Origin of the sequence: Streptomyces sp. NPDC056128 (genome assembly GCF_042263835.1) — a bacterium.
GTDB lineage: Bacteria > Actinomycetota > Actinomycetes > Streptomycetales > Streptomycetaceae > Streptomyces.
This window is the reverse complement of sequence record NZ_JBHJVQ010000028.1, coordinates 83311-102576: the sequence shown is the minus strand read 5'-3', so window position 1 is coordinate 102576 and position 19266 is coordinate 83311. Positions and strand designations below refer to the sequence as shown.

The 19266-nt window shown below is 73.0% G+C and carries 17 protein-coding genes and 1 pseudogene; 13 read left to right on the top strand and 5 right to left on the bottom strand.

Annotation, left to right across the window (positions count from 1 at the left end):
• Positions 1-48 precede the first annotated feature (48 nt).
• Entirely contained in the window at positions 49-600 is a 552-nt protein-coding gene (locus tag ACFC1X_RS33000; RefSeq protein WP_376360913.1) for a hypothetical protein, read from the bottom strand.
• Between the two features lie 329 nt (positions 601-929).
• Here ACFC1X_RS33000 and fmt point away from each other — a divergent pair, with 329 nt between their 5' ends.
• From fmt to ACFC1X_RS32950, 10 genes are all read left to right on the top strand, one after another.
• Positions 930-1862, top strand: coding sequence for a methionyl-tRNA formyltransferase (fmt, locus tag ACFC1X_RS32995; RefSeq protein WP_376360910.1), 933 nt, complete (start codon positions 930-932; stop codon positions 1860-1862).
• A gap of 76 nt (positions 1863-1938) precedes the next feature.
• Entirely contained in the window at positions 1939-3366 is a 1428-nt protein-coding gene (locus ACFC1X_RS32990) for an RsmB/NOP family class I SAM-dependent RNA methyltransferase (RefSeq protein WP_376360907.1), read from the top strand.
• 140 nt (positions 3367-3506) lie between these two features.
• Complete coding sequence (rpe, locus tag ACFC1X_RS32985; protein WP_376360904.1) at positions 3507-4193, top strand: ribulose-phosphate 3-epimerase; 687 nt, start codon at positions 3507-3509, stop codon at positions 4191-4193.
• Between the two features lie 77 nt (positions 4194-4270).
• Positions 4271-5314, top strand: coding sequence for a sugar-binding transcriptional regulator (locus ACFC1X_RS32980; protein ID WP_376360901.1), 1044 nt, complete (start codon positions 4271-4273; stop codon positions 5312-5314).
• Between the two features lie 47 nt (positions 5315-5361).
• Positions 5362-5715: a barstar family protein gene (locus ACFC1X_RS32975; RefSeq protein ID WP_376360898.1), complete on the top strand. Its 354-nt coding sequence runs from the start codon at positions 5362-5364 to the stop codon at positions 5713-5715.
• A 108-nt stretch (positions 5716-5823) separates the two neighbouring features.
• Positions 5824-7266 (top strand): GuaB1 family IMP dehydrogenase-related protein, encoded by a 1443-nt coding sequence (locus tag ACFC1X_RS32970; RefSeq protein WP_376360895.1) that lies wholly within the window; start codon positions 5824-5826, stop codon positions 7264-7266.
• A 69-nt stretch (positions 7267-7335) separates the two neighbouring features.
• On the top strand, positions 7336-7731 hold the full coding sequence (locus ACFC1X_RS32965; RefSeq protein WP_376360892.1) for a hypothetical protein: 396 nt from the start codon (positions 7336-7338) through the stop codon (positions 7729-7731).
• A gap of 304 nt (positions 7732-8035) precedes the next feature.
• Positions 8036-9526, top strand: a complete 1491-nt coding sequence (locus tag ACFC1X_RS32960; RefSeq protein ID WP_376360889.1) for an amino acid permease — start codon at positions 8036-8038, stop codon at positions 9524-9526.
• Positions 9527-9541: 15 nt separating this feature from the next.
• On the top strand, positions 9542-9994 hold the full coding sequence (locus tag ACFC1X_RS32955) for an Lrp/AsnC family transcriptional regulator (RefSeq protein WP_125490424.1): 453 nt from the start codon (positions 9542-9544) through the stop codon (positions 9992-9994).
• 138 nt (positions 9995-10132) lie between these two features.
• Positions 10133-11344 (top strand): MFS transporter, encoded by a 1212-nt coding sequence (locus tag ACFC1X_RS32950; RefSeq protein ID WP_376360885.1) that lies wholly within the window; start codon positions 10133-10135, stop codon positions 11342-11344.
• Here ACFC1X_RS32950 and ACFC1X_RS32945 read toward each other — a convergent pair.
• On the bottom strand, positions 11313-11873 hold the full coding sequence (locus ACFC1X_RS32945) for a Repetin (RefSeq protein WP_376360882.1): 561 nt from the start codon (positions 11871-11873) through the stop codon (positions 11313-11315). The two genes, ACFC1X_RS32950 and ACFC1X_RS32945, sit on opposite strands and share 32 nt — an antisense overlap.
• Positions 11874-12256: 383 nt before the next feature.
• Between ACFC1X_RS32945 and ACFC1X_RS32940 the strand changes: the two genes are divergently transcribed.
• Both ACFC1X_RS32940 and ACFC1X_RS32935 read left to right on the top strand, forming a co-directional pair.
• On the top strand, positions 12257-13045 hold the full coding sequence (locus ACFC1X_RS32940; protein WP_376360879.1) for a carbon-nitrogen hydrolase family protein: 789 nt from the start codon (positions 12257-12259) through the stop codon (positions 13043-13045).
• A gap of 50 nt (positions 13046-13095) precedes the next feature.
• Positions 13096-14793, top strand: a complete 1698-nt coding sequence (locus ACFC1X_RS32935) for a flavin monoamine oxidase family protein (RefSeq protein ID WP_376360877.1) — start codon at positions 13096-13098, stop codon at positions 14791-14793.
• Between the two features lie 6 nt (positions 14794-14799).
• Here the strand turns inward: ACFC1X_RS32935 and ACFC1X_RS32930 are convergent, their stop codons facing one another.
• The gene (locus ACFC1X_RS32930; RefSeq protein ID WP_376360875.1) at positions 14800-15729 is read right to left on the bottom strand and encodes a TIGR03619 family F420-dependent LLM class oxidoreductase; all 930 of its coding nucleotides are present in this window, start codon (positions 15727-15729) and stop codon (positions 14800-14802) included.
• 100 nt (positions 15730-15829) lie between these two features.
• Positions 15830-16526, bottom strand: a pseudogene (locus tag ACFC1X_RS32925) (DUF5995 family protein).
• Positions 16527-16699: 173 nt separating this feature from the next.
• Between ACFC1X_RS32925 and ACFC1X_RS32920 the strand changes: the two are divergent.
• Entirely contained in the window at positions 16700-17821 is a 1122-nt protein-coding gene (locus tag ACFC1X_RS32920; protein ID WP_376360872.1) for a glycoside hydrolase family 6 protein, read from the top strand.
• Here the strand turns inward: ACFC1X_RS32920 and ACFC1X_RS32915 are convergent.
• A complete protein-coding gene (locus tag ACFC1X_RS32915; protein ID WP_376360869.1) occupies positions 17803-19215 on the bottom strand; it encodes a uracil-xanthine permease family protein in 1413 nt (470 codons plus the stop codon). The genes ACFC1X_RS32920 and ACFC1X_RS32915 overlap by 19 nt on opposite strands.
• Positions 19216-19266 lie beyond the last annotated feature (51 nt).

Genomic DNA, 19266 nt, shown 5'->3' with positions numbered 1-19266 from the left:
CTCCCGAAGGATCCGGGAGGGCGGTCGGCCGGTCTCTCGTAACTCTCGTCAGCCGTTGCGCGGGCCCGGGAAGGCCGTCGGCCGGACCTCGTCGCGCCAGGCCGGACTGCCCGACGTCGGCTGGGTGGGCATGGAACGGGCGGCCGGGACCGTGGGCACGCCGGGGAGGCCGGGGCCCACGTTGACCGGCCGGGTGCCCGCCGGCTCCGGGGCGTGCTCGGGCGCCTCGGCGGCGGGCACCGGCTGGGCGGCGGCGCGGCGGGAGCCGTAGCGGCGGTGCACCGCCTGCTTGGTGACGCCGAGCGCGGAGCCCACCGCGTCCCACGAGAAGCCGAGCGAGCGGTCGAAGTCCACGGCGGCGGTGACCAGGGTCTCGACGCTGTCCCGCAGTTCCTGGGCGAGACGGACCGTCGGGGCGGGGGCGCGTCCGTAGACGACGAAGCCCGTGGAGGGGCCGGAGCGGCGCGGGCGGTAGACGTTGCCCAGCTGGGCGGTGAGGGTGCGCAGTGCGTCCACCTGCCGGCGGACCCGCTCGATGTCCCGCACCAGCAAGTGCAGGCTGGCCCGAGCCTGGGCGTCGTGGGTTGCGTGGTCGGCCATGAAACAAGCCTCTCGAACCGGCGTTGAAAGGAATCGGGCCGCGTGGGCGGTCCGGTGGTCAACTCTTGCTTGACCAACGCGTGGGGGCTCCGGGGGTCACGGGGTGGGGGCGTGGGGGCATATGCGTGCGCCTGGTTCGGTGGGGTGTGCGCCTCGGCCTTCGGCCCTCGGATCTTCTTCTCCCACCCGCGCACCGCCCGTTCGCCGTCCGTTGACAGGTTGGCCTCTGCCGTCGTGGTGGCTCGCCGTCGGCGGCTTTCCCGTTCGTGCGGGCTCGTAGACTGGTGCGCTGCCCGCCAACGCCCCCGCCCGAGAGGCCCGTCCCACCCATGAAGCTCGTCTTCGCCGGTACCCCCGAGGTCGCCGTTCCCGCTCTGGACGCCCTGATCGCCTCCGGGCGTCACGAGGTGGCCGCCGTCGTCACGCGGCCCGACGCTCCGGCCGGACGCGGGCGCCGGATGGTCGCCTCGCCCGTGGCCGAGCGGGCCGAGGAGGCGGGCATCGAGGTGCTCAAGCCCGCGAAGCCGCGCGACCCCGAGTTCCTGGACCGGCTGCGCGCGATCGCGCCCGACTGCTGCCCCGTCGTCGCCTACGGGGCCCTGCTGCCCCGGGTCGCCCTCGACGTGCCCGCCCGCGGCTGGGTCAACCTGCACTTCTCGCTGCTGCCCGCCTGGCGCGGGGCCGCGCCCGTGCAGCACGCGCTCATGGCGGGCGACGAGATCACCGGCGCGTCCACCTTCCTGATCGAGGAGGGCCTGGACTCCGGCCCCGTCTACGGGACGGTCACCGAGACCGTGCGGCCCACCGACACCAGCGGCGACCTGCTGACCCGGCTCGCGTTCGCCGGCGCCGGGCTGCTCGCGGCCACCATGGACGGCATCGAGGATGGCAGCCTGGACGCCGTACCGCAGCCGGCCGACGGCGTCACCCTCGCTCCGAAGATCACCGTCGAGGACGCCCGGATCGAATGGGCCGCCCCGGCGCTGCGCGTGGACCGGGTGGTGCGCGGGTGCACCCCGGCGCCCGGTGCCTGGACCACGTTCCGGGGCGAGCGGCTCAAGCTCGTGCAGGCGGTCCCGCTCCCCGACCGGAACGACCTCGCTCCGGGGCAGCTCGCCCCCGGCAAGAACAACGTGTACGTCGGCACCGGCTCGTACGCCGTCGAGCTGCTGTGGGTGCAGGCGCAGGGCAAGAAGCCGATGCGGGCCGCGGACTGGGCGCGGGGGGCGCGGATCACCGAGGGCGAGCTGCTGGGCGACTGACCACCGCCGCACCACCGTTCCCCGGCCCGACGTAGGCTGGACAGCGCACTTCATCACACACCCGGAGCACCTTTTCGTGAGCGAGCAGCCCCGTCGTCCCCGCAAGCCCGGCAAGCCGTACCGCAGGCCGCAGAAGGACCCGGTCCGCCTGCTCGCCTTCGAGGCGCTCAGGGCGGTGGACGAGCGGGACGCCTACGCCAACCTGGTGCTGCCGCCGCTGCTGCGCAAGGCGCGGGAGAAGGAGGGCCCCGAGAAGTTCGACGCCCGGGACGCCGCCCTCGCGACCGAGCTGGTGTACGGGACGCTGCGCCGGCAGGGGACGTACGACGCGATCATCGCCGACTGCGTCGACCGGCCGCTGCGGGAGGTCGACCCGCCCGTCCTGGACGTCCTGAGCCTCGGCGTGCACCAGCTCCTGGGCACCCGGATCCCGAGCCACGCCGCCGTGTCCGCCTCCGTGGAGCTGGCGCGGGTCGTGCTCGGCGACGGGCGGGCCAAGTTCGTCAACGCCGTACTGCGCAAGGTGGCGCGGGACGACCTCGACGGCTGGCTGGAGCGGGTCGCACCGCCCTACGACGAGGACCCCGAGGACCACCTCGCCGTCGTGCACTCGCACCCCCGCTGGGTCGTCTCCGCGCTGTGGGACTCGCTCGGCGGCGGCCGGGCCGGCATCGAGGACCTGCTGGCCGCCGACAACGAGCGGCCCGAGGTCACTCTCGTCGCCCGCCCCGGACGGGCCACGACCGACGAGCTGCTCGGCGAGGAGGCGGCCGTGCCGGGCCGCTGGTCGCCGTACGCGGTGAGGCTGAGCGAGGGCGGCGAGCCCGGGGCCGTCGAGGCCGTACGCGAGGGCCGCGCGGGTGTGCAGGACGAGGGCAGTCAGCTCGTCGCCCTCGCCCTCGCCAACGCGCCCCTGGAGGGCCCCGACCGGCACTGGCTGGACGGGTGCGCCGGTCCCGGCGGCAAGGCCGCGCTGCTCGGTGCCCTGGCCGCCGAACGCGGCGCCTTCCTGCTCGCCTCGGAGAAGCAGCCGCACCGCGCCGGGCTGGTGGCGAAGGCGCTGGACGGGAACCCGGGGCCGTACCAGGTGATCGCCGCCGACGGGACCCGTCCGGCGTGGCGCCCCGGCAGCTTCGACCGCGTCCTGGTCGACGTGCCCTGCACCGGTCTGGGCGCCCTCCGCCGCCGCCCCGAGGCGCGCTGGCGGCGTCGGCCCGAGGACCTGGAGGGTTTCGCCCCGCTCCAGCGCGGCCTGCTGCGCAGCGCCCTGGACGCCGTGCGGATCGGCGGCGTGGTCGCGTACGCGACCTGCTCACCCCACCTCGCCGAGACCCGCGCGGTCGTCACGGACGTCCTCAAACAGCACCCCGGCGCCGACCTCCTCGACGCCCGCCCCCTCCTCCCCGACGTCCCCGCCCTCGGCGAGGGCCCCGACCTCCAACTCTGGCCCCACCTGCACGGCACGGACGCGATGTACCTGGCCCTGATCCGCCGCACCGCATAAACGCGCCCCGGCAATCGCGCCCCTTCAGGGGCGCGGGGAACTGCGCGACCAGCCACCCCGGACCCGCACCCGACGAACAACCCCCACCCACCCCGCCCCCGTCCCGCCCCACCCCCGGAGGGCATGGCAGGCTTGGGGCCATGGCCGCGCAGATCAACCCCAGCATCCTCTCCGCCGACTTCGCCCGCCTCGCGGACGAGGCCGAGGCGGTCGCCGGAGCCGACTGGCTCCACGTCGACGTCATGGACAACCACTTCGTCCCGAACCTCACTCTCGGCGTGCCGGTCGTGGAGTCGCTGGCCCGGGCGACCGAGACCCCGCTGGACTGCCACCTGATGATCGACGCCCCCGACCGCTGGGCGCCGCAGTACGTGGAGGCCGGCGCCGGTTCCGTCACCTTCCACGTCGAGGCGGCCGCCGCGCCGGTGCGGCTGGCCCGGGAGATCCGCGCCAAGGGCGCCCGCGCGTCCATGGCGCTGAAGCCCGCGACGCCGATCGAGCCGTACGAGGACCTGCTCCCCGAACTCGACATGCTGCTGATCATGACGGTTGAACCGGGCTTCGGCGGGCAGGCGTTCCTCGACATCATGCTCCCGAAGATCCGGCGCACCCGTGAGCTGATCAAGAAGCATGGTCTGGAGCTGTGGCTCCAGGTCGACGGCGGAGTCTCGGCGTCGACGATCGAGCAGTGCGCCGACGCCGGCGCGGACGTCTTCGTCGCCGGTTCCGCCGTCTACGGGGCATCCGACCCGGCCGAGGCGGTACGTGCACTGCGCACGCAGGCCGAGTCGGCGACCGCCAGGGCGTCCTGGTCCTGCGACCACTGAGGAACAGAACGTGAACGGCTCCCATCAGGGCTGATCAAGTGCGTCGAATCTGCAAGGATGAACGGCGTATCCAGAGTGTGAACAGCAGTGAGGAGATCGCCGTGTCGGGTATGTCGGCGGGCCGTTCAGCCATGCGGATGGGACCCGCTGAGCTGGTCCAGGCGGCGGCCATGGCCCGCCGCTTCTACCTCGAGGGCAAGTCCAAGATCCAGATCGCGGAGGAGTTCGGCGTCAGCCGCTTCAAGGTGGCCAGGGTCCTGGAGACGGCCCTTGAGCGAGACCTAGTACGAATCGAGATCCGGGTGCCGGCCGAGCTGGACGCCGAGCGCTCGGACGCGCTGCGGGCCCGCTACGGGCTCAGGCACGCCGTCGTGGTGGAGTCCCCGGCCGACGCCGAGGAGACGCCCGACCCCGAGAACCTGGGCGAGGTGGCCGCCGACCTGCTCGGCGAGCTGGTCACCGAGGGCGACGTGCTGGGGCTGGCCTGGGGCCGGTCCACCATCCACATGGCGGCGGCGCTCGACCGGCTGCCGCCGTGCACGGTGGTGCAGCTGACGGGCGTGTACGACGCCGGGACCGCCGAACGCGGTTCGGTCGAGGCCGTGCGGCGTGCCGCGCAGGTGTCCGGCGGCGACGCGCACCCCATCTACGCGCCGATGCTCCTGCCGGACGCGGCCACCGCGCAGGCGCTGCGCCACCAGACCGGGATCGCCCGGGCCTTCGAGTACTTCGACAAGGTCACGGTCGCCTGCGTCTCCATCGGCTCCTGGGAGCCGGGCATCTCGACGGTGCACGACATGCTCAGCGACGAGGAGCGCGCGCACTACGCCTCACTCGGGGTCGCGGCCGAGATGTCCGCGCACCTCTTCGACGCCGAGGGGCGCCGGGTCGGGCGGGACCTGGGGGAGCGGTGCATCACGGTCAAGGCCGACCAGCTCCGCCGTATCCCCGAGGTCGTCGCGATCGCGGGCGGGCAGCGCAAGGCGGCGGCCATCGACGCGGTGCTGCGCTCCGGCCTCGTCACCAGCCTGGTCACGGACACGTCGGCCGCCGACTACCTGATGACGCTGGGCTCGGCACCGAAGTCGACGCTCAACCGGACGGACCCGGACGGAGTCTGACGGAGGCTCAGGACGGGACGGACGATCAGAACGGGAGAGGGCACGACATGACCGAGGATCCCGCGGGGCGGCTCGTGGTCACGCTGGACCTCGACGGGGTCACGGACAAGGCGGGCCTGATGGACCGCTGCGCCCGTGACCTGGCCCTGCCCGACTGGTTCGGCCGGAACTGGGACGCGCTCGCCGACTCCCTCTCCGACCCGTCCGTCTGGCCTGCGGAGGCCCAGGAGCGGGGGCTGGTCCTCGTGGTGCGGGGCTGGCGGGCGTACGCCGAGGCGCGGCCGGACGAGTGGACCGTGGCCGAGGAGGTCTTCGCCGAGGCCACCGACCGCGGGCCGGGACTCTTCGTCACGCTCGGTCCTGGAGGTTCCTCCAAGGAGGCTCCTGACCAGCCTGGATGATCTGCCCGGGGGTTGCCGACGCCGGTCCGTGGGAGAATGAAGTACGTGCTCTTTCCCCCTGGCTGACCTGTCCGGGGGCCACCTCTGATCGACTGGGATGTGCAGCACGTGCGTTTCCTGAATGACATCCAGCCCTCGTACGACCTGACGTACGACGACGTTTTCATGGTGCCGAGCCGTTCCGCCGTAGGCTCCCGGCAGGGCGTGGACCTCGGCTCCCCGGACGGCACGGGCACCACCATCCCCTTGGTCGTCGCCAACATGACCGCCATCGCCGGACGCCGGATGGCGGAGACGGTCGCCCGGCGCGGCGGCCTCGTGGTCATCCCGCAGGACATCCCGATCGAGGTCGTCACCGAGGTCGTCTCCTGGGTGAAGAGCCGCCACCACGTCCTGGACACCCCGATCGTGCTGGCCCCGCACCAGACCGTGGCCGACGCGCTGGCCCTGCTGCCCAAGCGCGCGCACAACGCGGGCGTCGTCGTCGACGGTGACCACCAGCCGGTCGGCGTGGTCACCGACACCGACCTGACCGGTGTGGACCGCTTCACCCAGCTCGAAGAGGTCATGTCCAAGGACCTGATCCTCATCGACGCGGACATGGACCCGCGCGAGGCCTTCAACACCCTCGACGCCGCCAACCGGCGCTACGCCCCCGCCGTCGACAAGGACGGCCGCCTCGCCGGCATCCTCACCCGCCGGGGCGCCCTGCGCGCCACGCTCTACACCCCGGCGACGGACGCGAACGGCAGGCTCCGCATCGCCGCCGCGGTCGGCATCAACGGCGACGTCGCGGGCAAGGCCAAGCAGCTCCTCGACGCGGGCGTGGACACCCTCGTCATCGACACCGCCCACGGGCACCAGGAGTCGATGATCAGCGCCGTCAAGGTGGTCCGCGACCTCGACCCGCGGGTTCCGATCGTCGCGGGCAACATCGTCTCCGCCGAGGGCGTGCGCGACCTGATCGAGGCCGGCGCCGACATCGTCAAGGTCGGCGTCGGACCGGGTGCCATGTGCACCACCCGCATGATGACCGGCGTCGGCAGGCCGCAGTTCTCCGCCGTCCTGGAGTGCGCCGCCGAGGCGAAGAAGTACGGCAAGCACGTCTGGGCCGACGGCGGCATCCGGCACCCGCGCGACGTGGCCATGGCCCTCGCGGCCGGCGCCTCCAACGTGATGGTCGGCTCCTGGTTCGCGGGCACCTACGAGTCCCCGGGCGACCTCCAGCACGACGCCAACGGCCGTGCCTACAAGGAGTCGTTCGGCATGGCCTCCGCCCGCGCGGTGCGCAACCGCACCTCCGAGGAGTCGGCGTACGACCGGGCCCGCAAGGGGCTGTTCGAGGAGGGCATCTCCACCTCCCGCATGTTCCTCGACCCGGCCCGCCCCGGCGTCGAGGACCTGATCGACTCGATCATCGCGGGCGTCCGCTCGTCCTGCACCTACGCCGGTGCCGGCTCGCTGGAGGAGTTCGCCGAGAAGGCCATCGTCGGCATCCAGAGCGCCGCCGGCTACGCCGAGGGCAAGCCGCTGCACGCCAGCTGGGGCTGAGCACCGGCCCGCGTCCGAAAAGCGTCAGGGCGGCTTGACGTCAAGCCGCCCTGACGTGACGCTGGACGCATGACGACACCGCAGAGCATCGAGCCGCAGCACACCCTGCTCACCGCCGTGGCCCGCCTCGACGAGCTGCGCACCCGCGAGTCCCTCGCCGGGACGGGCAGCGACGCGGAAGCCCTCGACCGCCCCCAGCTCCTGGAACTGCTCGCGCTGAGCGAGGTGGTGGCCCGCAAGGCCGCCTACGGACGCCAGCTCACCGTGCGCGCCGCCCGCGAGGCCGGCGCCTCCTGGTCGCAGATCGGGGCCGCCCTCGGCACCAGCAAGCAGGCCGCCTGGGAGGCGCACACGCGCTGGATCGACGCCCAGGAGGCCGCCCGCGACCGGCCCGGCGAGATCGGCCTCGACGCGGCGGAAGTGGCCGAGGCACGGGCCGTCGCGGGCGATCCCGACAGCCACTGACCAGCGACGATTCACCCTCCGCCGGACCCGCCGCGCAACGCTCGACGGCCCTCGCGCAACGAACACGCGCCACGTCCCGGCGAACGCAACGATCGTGCTCCGACGCGCAAGGTTGCTGCATTACCCGCGCCGCGCCCCGCTCGTAGTGTTCTGCGCTGTACGTGGCGTGGCGGGGACCCCGCTCGGTGGGTTCCCGTTCGTTCCGCACGAGCGCGCCCACCGGTCCCCGCCGCTCCAGAGGCCCCGCCCCGAGCCCGTCCGCTCACACGGCGGCGCCGACCGGAAGCGACAAAGGAGTCAACGCGTGCTCGACCAAGGCGCACCCCCGCACCACGACGCAACGGCCACCGCACCGTCCCCGGGCCTGGCCGCGCGCCTCATGCGCCGCAAGCCCGTCGAACGACTGGTCGCCGAGGGCGGCCAGGGCGAGGGCGGCAGCCTCCGCCGCTCCCTCGGCCTCTGGCAGCTCACGATGATCAGCATCGGTGCCACCCTCGGCACCGGCATCTTCGTCGTCCTCGGCGAGGCCGTCCCCAAGGCCGGTCCCGCCGTCACGCTCTCCTTCGTCATCGCCGGCCTCACGGCGCTCTTCTCGGCCCTGTCCTACGCCGAACTGGCCGGCACCATCCCGGTCGCCGGCTCCTCGTACTCGTACGCCTACGCCACGATGGGCGAGCTGGTCGCCTGGATCTGCGGCTGGTGCCTGGTCCTGGAGTACGGCGTGTCGGTGGCCGCCGTCGCCGTCGGCTGGGGCGAGTACCTGAACGAGCTGCTCGACGGCACCATCGGCGTCACCCTCCCCGCCGTCCTGTCGGCGCCACCCGGCGACGGCGGCATCTTCAACCTGCCCGCGCTGATCGTCGTACTGCTCGCCATGACGTTCCTGCTGGGCGGTGCCCGCGAGTCCGCCCGGGCCAACACGATCATGGTCGTCGTCAAGATCGCGGCCCTGGTGCTGTTCTGCGCGATCGGCGTCCAGGGCTTCCGCTCCGGCAACTACGAGCACTTCATGCCGCTCGGCATGGCCGGCGTCAGCGCGGCCGGCGCGACGCTCTTCTTCTCCTACATCGGCTTCGACGCCGCCTCCACCGCCGGTGAGGAGGCGAAGAACGCCCAGCGCGACCTGCCCCGCGCGATCATGCTCTCCCTGATCATCGTCACGGTGCTGTACGTCCTCGTCGCGGCCGTCGCCGTCGGAGCCAAGCCCTGGCGGAACTTCACCGACTCCGAGGCCTCCCTCGCGCAGATCATGACCGACGTCACCGGGCAGAGCTTCTGGGGCACCCTGCTGGCCTTCTGCGCGGTCGTCGCCATCGCCAGCGTCGTCCTGACCGTGCTCTACGGCCAGACCCGCGTCCTGTTCGCCATGTCCCGCGACGGACTGGTGCCCAAGGTCTTCTCCAAGGTCCACCCGAAGACCGGCGCGCCCCGCGCCAACACGCTGATCGTCTCCCTGTTCTGCGGCGTGCTGGCCGCCGCCATCCCGCTCGGCCAGCTCGCCGACGCCACCAGCATCGGCACCCTCTTCGCCTTCGCCCTGGTCAACGTGGCCGTCGTGGTGCTGCGCCGGACCCGTCCGGACATGCCCCGCACCTTCCGGGTACCGCTGTCGCCGGTCCTGCCCGCCCTGGGCTTCGGCTTCTGCGTCTGGATGATGGGCAGCCTGTCCACCGTCACCTGGGTGGTCTTCGGTGTCTGGATGGCGGTGGGGCTCGTGTTCTACTTCGTGTACGGCCATCGCCGCTCCAAACTCGCCACGCCGGACACGTCAGAGGTCCGGACGCACCAGAAGTGAAGTGAACCGCCCGCAGTGCTGAACGAACTCGACGAACGCATCGTGCACGCCCTCGCCGAGGACGCCCGCCGCTCCTACGCGGACATCGGGCAGTCGGTCGGCCTGTCCGCGCCCGCCGTGAAACGGCGCGTGGACCGGCTGCGCGCCACCGGCGCCATCACCGGCTTCACCGTACGGGTCGACCCCGCCGCGCTCGGCTGGGAGACCGAGGGGTTCGTCGAGATCCACTGCCGCCGCAACACCTCGCCGGAGACCATCCAGCGAGGCCTGGAGCGGTACCAGGAGGTCGTGGCCGCGTCCACCGTCACCGGGGACGCGGACGCGGTCGCCCAGGTCTTCGCCTCCGACATGCGGCACTTCGAACGGGTCCTGGAGCGGATCGCCGGGGAGCCGTTCGTGGAGCGCACCAAGTCCGTACTGGTGCTCTCGCCGCTGCTGCGCCGCTTCTCGTCGGGGTCGCCCACGTAATCGGTGGGCAGGAGGCCCGGTGACGTCTAGCATCGGTGGCATGACCTGGCGACATTGATCCACCCGTAGCGCCTTCTCCCGAGGGCCGCCCCGGACGCCGTATCTCCGGTGTCCGATCCGCCCCCTCGGGAAGGCCTCATGACTCTCTCACCCGAGCGTGCCCCCGCCACCGCCGGTACCCGGCGGCTGACGCGCACGCTGTACGCCTCCGCGTTCTGCGACGAGTTCGTCCTGCTCTACCCGGTGTACGCGCTGCTGTTCAGCGACACCGGGCTGTCCGTCTGGCAGATCTCCTCGCTGTTCGCCCTGTGGTCGCTGACCGGCGTCCTGCTGGAGGTGCCCTCCGGCGCCTGGGCCGACGCCGTCTCCCGGCGGCTGCTCCTGGTCCTCGGCCCGCTGCTCACCGCCGCCGGCTTCGCCCTGTGGGTGCTCGTGCCCTCCTACGGCGCCTTCGCGCTCGGCTTCGTGCTGTGGGGCGCCGGCGGCGCCCTCGGGTCCGGCGCGCTGGAGGCGCTGGTCTACGACGAACTTGACCGGGCCGGCGCGGCCGACCGGTACGCCCGGGTGATGGGCCGGGCGCGGGCGGTCGGCATCACCGCGACGATGACCGCGATGGGCCTGGCCGGTCCGGTGTTCGCCTGGGGCGGCTACGGGGCGGTGGGCGCGGCGAGCGTGCTGGTCTGCCTCGCCGGGGCGGCCGTGGCGACGCGCTTCCCCGAGCACCGCGAACCGTCCGTCGGCGGCCCGGGCTGGACCGCGACCCTGCGCGGCGGACTCGCCGACGCCCGCACCGACCGCTCGGTGCGCGGCGCGCTGCTGCTGGTCCCGGCCGTGACGGCGGTGTGGGGCGCGCTCGACGAGTACACGCCGCTGCTGGCGCTGGACACCGGCGTCGCGGAGGAGACCGTTCCGTGGCTGCTGTTGGTGATCTGGGCCGGGGCCACCGGCGGCAGCCTGCTGGCCGGTGCCGCCGACCGCCTGACCACCACCGGGTTCGCCGCCCTGCTCACCGGTTCCGCGCTCGCCCTGGCGGTGGGCGCCGCCGCGGGCACCCCGGCCGCCCTGGTCCTGGTCGGGCTCGCCTTCGGCGGCTTCCAGCTGGCGACCGTGCTCGCCGACGCGCGTCTCCAGCGGCGGATCGACGACACCGGCCGGGCGACCCTGACCTCGGTCGCGGGCCTCGGTACCGAGCTGGGCACCCTCGCCACCTATGGCGCCTACGCGGTGGCATCCACGGTGACCGGGCACGGCACCGCGTTCGCCCTGGCCGCGGTGCCGTACCTGCTGACGGCGCTCGCTCTGGCCACCGTCGCGCGGGCTACAGCCGCGGCTGCCAGGGCACGACCGTGAAGTCGCCGCTGCCCTTCTTCACCTTCTCGAAGGGCGCGGAGCTGACGCACTTGGGCGGCTCCGCGCCCTTTGCGGGGCTGCCCGTGGCGGCCCAGCTGTAGCCGAGCCGGTCGTGGCGGCCGAGGTCGTGGACCGTGATGCCGACCCGCCTGCCCTCGGCGCCCGGCAGGTCGGAGTCGGTGATGACGCCGGAGACGACGGCCACGTCGCCGCCGGTCAGGAGGCAGTCGACGGTCGCCTTCGCCTTGGCGCCCCCGCCGTCCAGGTAGTGGCTGAACTCGAAGGTCCCGGTGGCTTCGAGCGGGTCGTCGTTGTGCTCCGCCGCGAGGTGGGCGTCGAAGGTGAAGGTGATGTCGTCGCCCGCCGACCGGTAGAGCTTGGCGCTGCCGGTCAGCGCGGCGGCCTCCCGTGGGGGCGGCCCTTGCGGGGTGCCCTCGTGCGGCCCGGACGCGACCGCGGCACCGGTCGTGACGGCGGTGAGCAACAGGGCGACGCAGAGCGCGGCGGTCGTCGTACGGCTTCGTTTCATGGCGGTCCCCTCGGTGGGCGGATGCGGGCGGACTTGAACGCTCACCACTGTCCTGGCGCCGCGCCCCCGCCACATCGCCCCCAGGGCGGGACCGCCCTCCGCCGCGCGGCGGGGAGCATCCGCCCGGGATGCCACCCGAGGAGGAGCGGAGCGCCCCCTGCCGGGCAGCCCCTGCCGGGCACCCCCTGCCGGGCGGGCCGGGGCGTGGGGCGGGCGCCCGTCCCACGCCGTCGGCAGCCGCGCACAACGAATCTCCGCGCCCCGCCCGACGCACGCAACGAACCGCTCTCCGGTGCGCAACAGGTCCGTCTTGTCCGGCCGAGTCCGCCGACCGTACCGTCTATCTGGCCCCCCCGACCCCCTCCCACCGGTGAGGAACACGCATGCGCACCGCCCTGCTCCAGAGCTCCGGCCGGCCCGGCTCCACCGCCGAGAACCTCAAGGTCCTCGACGAGGCCGCCGGCCGGGCCGCCGCCGCGGGTGCCGGGCTGCTGGTCACCTCGGAGCTGTTCCTGACCGGGTACGCGATCGGCGACGACATCGGCGTCCTCGCCGAGCCCGCCGACGGCGACTCGGCCGACGCGGTCGTGGAGACCGCCGGACGCCACGGCCTCGCGATCGCGTACGGCTACCCCGAGCGGGAGGGCGAGCGGGTCTTCAACTCCGTCCAGCTGATCTCCGCCGACGGCACCCGCCTGGCCAACTACCGCAAGACCCACCTCTTCGGCTGCTTCGAGCGCGACCACTTCACCCCCGGCGAGCAGCCGGTCGTGCAGGCGCGGCTCGACGGCGTCACCGTCGGCCTGATGATCTGCTACGACGTGGAGTTCCCGGAGAACGTCCGCGCCCACGCCCTGGCCGGCACCGACCTGCTGCTCGTGCCGACCGCGCAGATGCACCCGTTCCAGTTCGTCGCAGAGTCGGTCGTGCCGGTGCGGGCCTTCGAGAACCAGATGTACGTGGCGTACGTCAACCGGGCCGGTCAGGAGGGGGAGTTCGAGTTCGTCGGCCTCTCCACCCTCGCCGGGCCCGACGGCACCGCCCGCGCGCGGGCCGGCCGCGCCGAGGAGCTGGTCCTCGGCGACGTCGACCCGGCCCTGCTCGCCGCGTCCCGCGAGCACAACCCGTACCTGAAGGACCGCCGCCCCGGTCTCTACGGGTCCCTCGTCTGAACCCCCACCGTCACCCCCTCCGTTCCACCCGTGCAAGGAGTCCGTACCCCATGACGTCCACCGTGCCCAACGCCGTCGAGCACGCAGACGAGCAGCAGCCGCCGATCACCATGTTCGGTCCGGACTTCCCGTACGCGTACGACGACTTCCTCGCCCACCCGGCGGGACTCGGCCAGATACCGGCGACCGAGCACGGCGCCGAGGTCGCGGTGGTCGGCGGCGGACTGTCCGGCATCGTGGCGGCCTACGAGTTGATGAAGATGGGCCTCAAGCCCGTCGTCTACGAGGCCGACAAGATCGGCGGCCGGCTGCGGACCGTGGGCTTCGACGGCTGCGACGAGTCCCTGACCGCCGAGATGGGCGCGATGCGCTTCCCGCCGTCCTCCACCGCCCTGCAGCACTACATCGACCTGGTGGGACTGCGGACCAGCCCGTTCCCCAACCCGCTCGCCGAGGCGACGCCCTCCACCGTCGTGGACCTCAAGGGCGAGTCGCACTACGCCGAGACGCTCGACGACCTCCCGCAGGTCTACCGGGACGTGGCCGACGCCTGGGCGAAGTGCCTCGAAGAGGGCGCCGACTTCTCCGACATGAACCGCGCCCTGCGCGAGCGCGACGTCCCGCGCATCCGCGAGATCTGGTCGAAGCTGGTCGAGAAGTTCGACAACCAGACCTTCTACGGCTTCCTCTGCGACTCCGACGCCTTCAAGTCCTTCCGGCACCGGGAGATCTTCGGCCAGGTCGGCTTCGGCACCGGCGGCTGGGACACCGACTTCCCCAACTCCATCCTGGAGATCCTGCGCGTCGTCTACACCGAGGCCGACGACCACCACCGCGGCATCGTCGGCGGTTCCCAGCAGCTGCCGACGCGCCTGTGGGAGCGCGAGCCGGAGAAGATCGTCCACTGGCCGCACGGCACCTCGCTGAAGTCCCTGCACGGGGACGGTGAGCCGCGCCCGGCGGTGACCCGGCTGAACCGTACCGCCGGCAACCGGATCACGGTGACGGACGCGGACGGCGACATCCGCACCTACCGGGCGGCGATCTTCACCGCCCAGTCCTGGATGCTGCTCTCCAAGATCGCCTGCGACGACTCGCTCTTCCCGATCGACCACTGGACGGCGATCGAGCGGACCCACTACATGGAGTCGTCCAAGCTCTTCGTGCCGGTCGACCGACCGTTCTGGCTGGACAAGGACGAGGACACGGGCAGGGACGTCATGTCGATGACGCTCACCGACCGCATGACCCGCGGCACCTACCTGCTGGACGACGGCCCGGACAGGCCCGCCGTCATCTGCCTCTCCTACACCTGGTGCGACGACAGCCTGAAGTGGCTGCCGCTGTCCGCGAACGAGCGGATGGAGGTCATGCTGAAGTCGCTCGGCGAGATCTACCCGAAGGTCGACATCAGGAAGCACGTGATCGGCAACCCGGTGACGGTCTCCTGGGAGAACGAGCCCTACTTCATGGGCGCGTTCAAGGCCAACCTCCCCGGCCACTACCGCTACCAGCGGCGCCTGTTCACGCACTTCATGCAGGAGGAGCTGCCCGAGGACAAGCGCGGCATCTTCCTCGCCGGCGACGACATCTCCTGGACGGCCGGCTGGGCCGAGGGCGCGGTCCAGACGGCGCTGAACGCCGTCTGGGGCGTGATGCACCACTTCGGCGGGGAGACCGACGCGACCAACCCGGGCCCGGGTGACGTGTACGACGAGATCGCGCCGGTCGAACTCCCCGAGGACTAGCCCCGGCTAGATCCCGCCCGCCCGCGCCTTCTCGTACACCTCGGCCGCGACGTCCTTCAGTTCCTCGGCGTCCCGGGGTGTGCTCTGGAGGTCGAGGAGGATCTCGTCCAGGCCGATCTCGGCGTGTGCGGCGAGGTCCTCGACGATCTGGTCGACGTTGCCGTGGAAGGGGCTGCGACCGGAGGCGTCCCGGGGCGCGGCGGTGTAGCGGGCGTTGGCCCGCAGCACCGTCCGGATCGGCTCGGTGCGACCGCGCTCGGCGGCCAGCTCGCGCAGGACCCGCCACTGCTCGGCCACCGCCTCGGCGCCGATCGCGGCGGGCAGCCAGCCGTCGGCGTGGTCGACCAGCCGCCGCCGGGCCTTGCCGTTGCCCGCCGCCAGCAGGATCGGGATCGGCCGGGCCGGCTTGGGGCCGACCACGGCGGACGCGATCTTCGTGACCTCGCCGTCGTACACCACCGGGTCCGGTCCCCAGACCGCGCGGCACACCCCGATCAGCTCGTCCAGGGCGGCACCGCGCTCGGCGAACGGCCGCACGGACGCGGCCGCGTACTCGTCGTGGGACCAGCCCGTGCCGAAGCCGGCGACCACGCGGCCACCGCTCGCCGCGTCCAGCGAGCCCAGGGTCCTGGCCAGCTGGAACGGCATGTGCAGCGGAGCGACCAGGACGCTGGAGCCCAGCTCCGCCCGTTCGGTGGCCGCGGCGGCGAGGGCCAGGGTGACCAGCGGTTCCGCCACGTTGCGGTACTCGTCCGGCCAGGGCAGGCCCTCGATGCCGTACAGCCCCTGGGTGGCGGGTTCGGGGAACAGGGCCCGTTCGAAGACCCAGAGGCTCTCGTAGCCCATCCCTTCCGCCGCCCGGGCCACGTCGGGAACGTCCTTGCCGAGGTCGTACTGCCGCATCTGGGGGAGGCCGAGTCCGAGCCGGGTCGTCATACCGGGTTGCTCCTTCGCGGTCGGGAGGTGATGGTGCCCAAGGATGCAACGTACAACGAGCGCGCCGGAGTTGCGCGGGCGCGCACCGGGAACAGGCCGTTCAGTCCGGCAGCGGGGTGAGCAGCATGCGTCCGGCGAAGCCCACCGCCGCGTCCAGCCGGTCGGTGAAATCCCCGGCGACGTCCGGCAGCCGGCGCAGCGCCCACAGCGCGCGGGCCGCCGCCCAGGTGGCGTCGCGGGCGCGGTCCAGGCTCCAGGAGCCGAGCAGATGGGTGAGCGGGTCGGCGATCTGGAGGAGGTCGGGGCCCGGCATCAGCTCGTCGCGGATGCGCTCCTCCAGCGAGACGAGGAGATCGCCCACACGGTCGAACTCGTCCTCCAGGTCGGACGGGTTCGCAGCCGAGCGTACGGCAGGTGTCCACCACGGCCAGCGCCAGATCGTGGCCGATGTGCGCGTTGATGCCCGCCAGCGCGAACTGCAGCGGGCGTACGCCGGGATGGCGGCGGAACTGGAACACGGGCCGCCAGCACGCGGGCGGACGGCGGTCCTCCGTCGCCGCGTCCACGGCGTCCAGGAACCGCTCCGCGAACCGCACGTCCAGCGCGATCGCCGCCCGGGCGTCCGTGAACCGGCCGCTGTCGATGTGCCGGTCGACCGCCTCCGTGACGGCGAGGTAGACGCGGTTGAAGACCGCCACCCCGTCCCGGTCGGGCAGCGCCGCGTCGAGGGCGCGCATCCGGGTCAGCACCGAGTCCACCGTCCGGACGGCCGTCGGTACTTGCTCGCAGTGGGCCATGGCGGCAGCGTCGCAGCTTTAGGGTGACGGCAGTGCCGGCGGGCCCGGCGCTTCCCCAGAACGGGGGAACGCGCCCGCCGCGCGGGGGAGGGGGAACCGTACGTGTCAGGCCATCGCGCCCGGCGCCGGGCCGCCCGCAGGGCCGAGCGCGGACGCGCCGCCCGGCGTGGCGCATGGCCGCGCTGGCGTCCGTCGTGGTCGCGGTGGGCGCCGCGACCGGCATGCTGACCGCGCTCGGCGACGACGGTGACGGCGGTGCGGACGAGGCCCGCCCGGCCGTGACGCGGACGCCGTGGCCGAAGCCCCCGCCCGCCGTGCCGTCACCCTCGGCTTCCACGTCGGTCTCCGCCGCGCCCTCGGTGCGGAAGGCGAGCGGCACGCCCTCGCCGGCGCGGACGGCCCGGACGGAGCCGTCCCGTACCGCCGAGCCCGCCACCCGGCTCTACCGGCACCCCGAGTCCCAGGTCCTCGACTGGGTCCGGACCCACCCCGACGATCCGCGCCGGGACGTCATCGCGTCCCGTGTGGCCGGCCACCCGGCCGCCGTCTGGTTCGCCGACTACACGCCCGCCACCCTCACCTCCCGGGTCCGCGCCGTCACCTCCGAGGGCGCCGCCCGGGGCCGGGTGCCGGTCGTCGTGCCGTACGCGATACCCGACCGCGACTGCGGCGGCCACTCCCAGGGCGGGGCGCCCGGTCTGGACGCCTACGACGACTGGATCGACCGGTTCGCGGCCGGGCTCGGCTCCGGCGAGGTCATCGTGATCCTGGAGCCCGACTCGGTCGCGCAGGCCGACTGCCTGTCCGCGGGGGAGCGGGCCGACCGCTTCGCCTCGCTGGCCCGGGCCGGCCGGGTGATGAAGGACGCCAATCCCGCCGCCCGGGTCTACTTCGACGCGGGCCACTCCGGCTGGCACGCGCCCGCGAGACAGGCGGCCTGGCTGAAGCAGGCCGGCGCCGCCTCGCCCGACTCCTCTGACGGCGTCTTCAGCAACGTCTCCAACTTCCACGCCACCGCCGACGAGGTCGCCCACGACCGCGCCGTCCTCGACGCCCTCGGTGGCCCGGCGAGCCTCGGTGCCGTCATCGACACCAGCCGCAACGGCAACGGCGCGCCGTCCGACGGCGAGTGGTGCGACCCGGCCGGCCGCAAGCTCGGGCGCGCGCCGACCCTGCACACCGGCATGGGACGCGTCGACGCCTACCTGTGGGTCAAGCTGCCCGGCGAGTCCGACGGCTGCCGGGGGAAGCCGGGCACCTTCACGCCGTCGTACGCCTACGACTTGGCGCGCTGAGCGCCCGGGTCGTCGCCCCCGCCCTTCTCGTCGTACGAGGACGTCCCCTCGTCGAGCAGCGGCTGCTGCGTCTTGAGGTGGGCCGGGGCGAACGCCCGCAGCGCGTGGTAGCCGGTGATGACGACCAGGGTGCCGAGCGCGATGCCGCTGAGCGAGAAGGTGTCGGTGAACTCCATGCTGACGTTGCCGACGCCGATGATGATGCCCGCGGCGGCCGGCACCAGGTTGAGCGGGTTGCGCAGGTCCACCTTGGCGTTGACCCAGATCTGGGCGCCGAGCAGGCCGATCATGCCGTAGAGGATGACGGTGATGCCGCCGAGCACACCGCCCGGGATGGCCGCCACGACCGCGCCGAACTTCGGGCAGATGCCGAAGAGCAGTGCGAAGCCGGCGGCGGCCCAGTAGGCGGCCGTCGAGTAGACCCGGGTCGCGGCCATCACGCCGATGTTCTCGGAGTACGTGGTGTTGGGCGGGCCGCCCACCGCGGTGGACAGCATCGAGCCGACGCCGTCCGCGGAGATCGCGGTGCCCAGCTTGTCGTCGAGCGGGTCGCCGGTCATCTCGCCGACCGCCTTGACGTGCCCGGCGTTCTCCGCGACCAGCGCGATGACGACCGGCAGGGCGACCAGGATCGCCGACCACTCGAAGCTCGGCCCGTGGAACGACGGCAGGCCGATCCAGTCGGCCTGGCCCACGGCGGACAGGTCCAGCCGCCAGTGGTCGGTGAGCTTGCCGCTGCCGTCCACCGAGTGGATCTTTCCGAAGACCAGGTCGAGCACCCAGGACAGGAGGTAGCCGAAGACCAGCCCCAGGAAGATCGCGATCCGGGACCAGAAACCGCGCAGGCAGACCACGGCCAGACCGGTGAACAGCATCACCAGCAGCGCCGTCCACTGGTCCTGCGGCCAGTAGGTGGAGGCGGTCACCGGGGCCAGGTTGAAGCCGATCAGCATCACCACCGCGCCGGTGACGATGGGCGGCATCGCGGCGTGGATGATCCGCGCCCCGAAGCGCTGCACGGCGAGACCCACCAGGAACAGCGCGGCGCCGACCACCAGGACCGCGCCGGTCACCGTGGCGCTGGTGCCGCCCTGCGCCCGGATGACCGCGGCGACGCCGACGAAGGAGAGCGAGCAGCCCAGGTAGCTGGGGACCCGGCCGCGGGTGGCGAGCAGGAAGATGACGGTCGCCACGCCCGACATCATGATCGCCAGGTTCGGGTCCAGGCCCATCAGGACCGGAGCCACGAAGGACGCCCCGAACATGGCCACCACGTGCTGGGCGCCGAGCCCGGCCGTGCGGGGCCACGAGAGCCGTTCGTCGGGGCGGACCACCGCTCCGGGGGCGGGGATCTTCCCGTCCCCGTGCAGCTTCCAGCGCACGCCGAGGTCCATGGTGAGGTTTCGCTTTCTCTGTACGTGAGGACGGTCCGGACCATTGTCAGG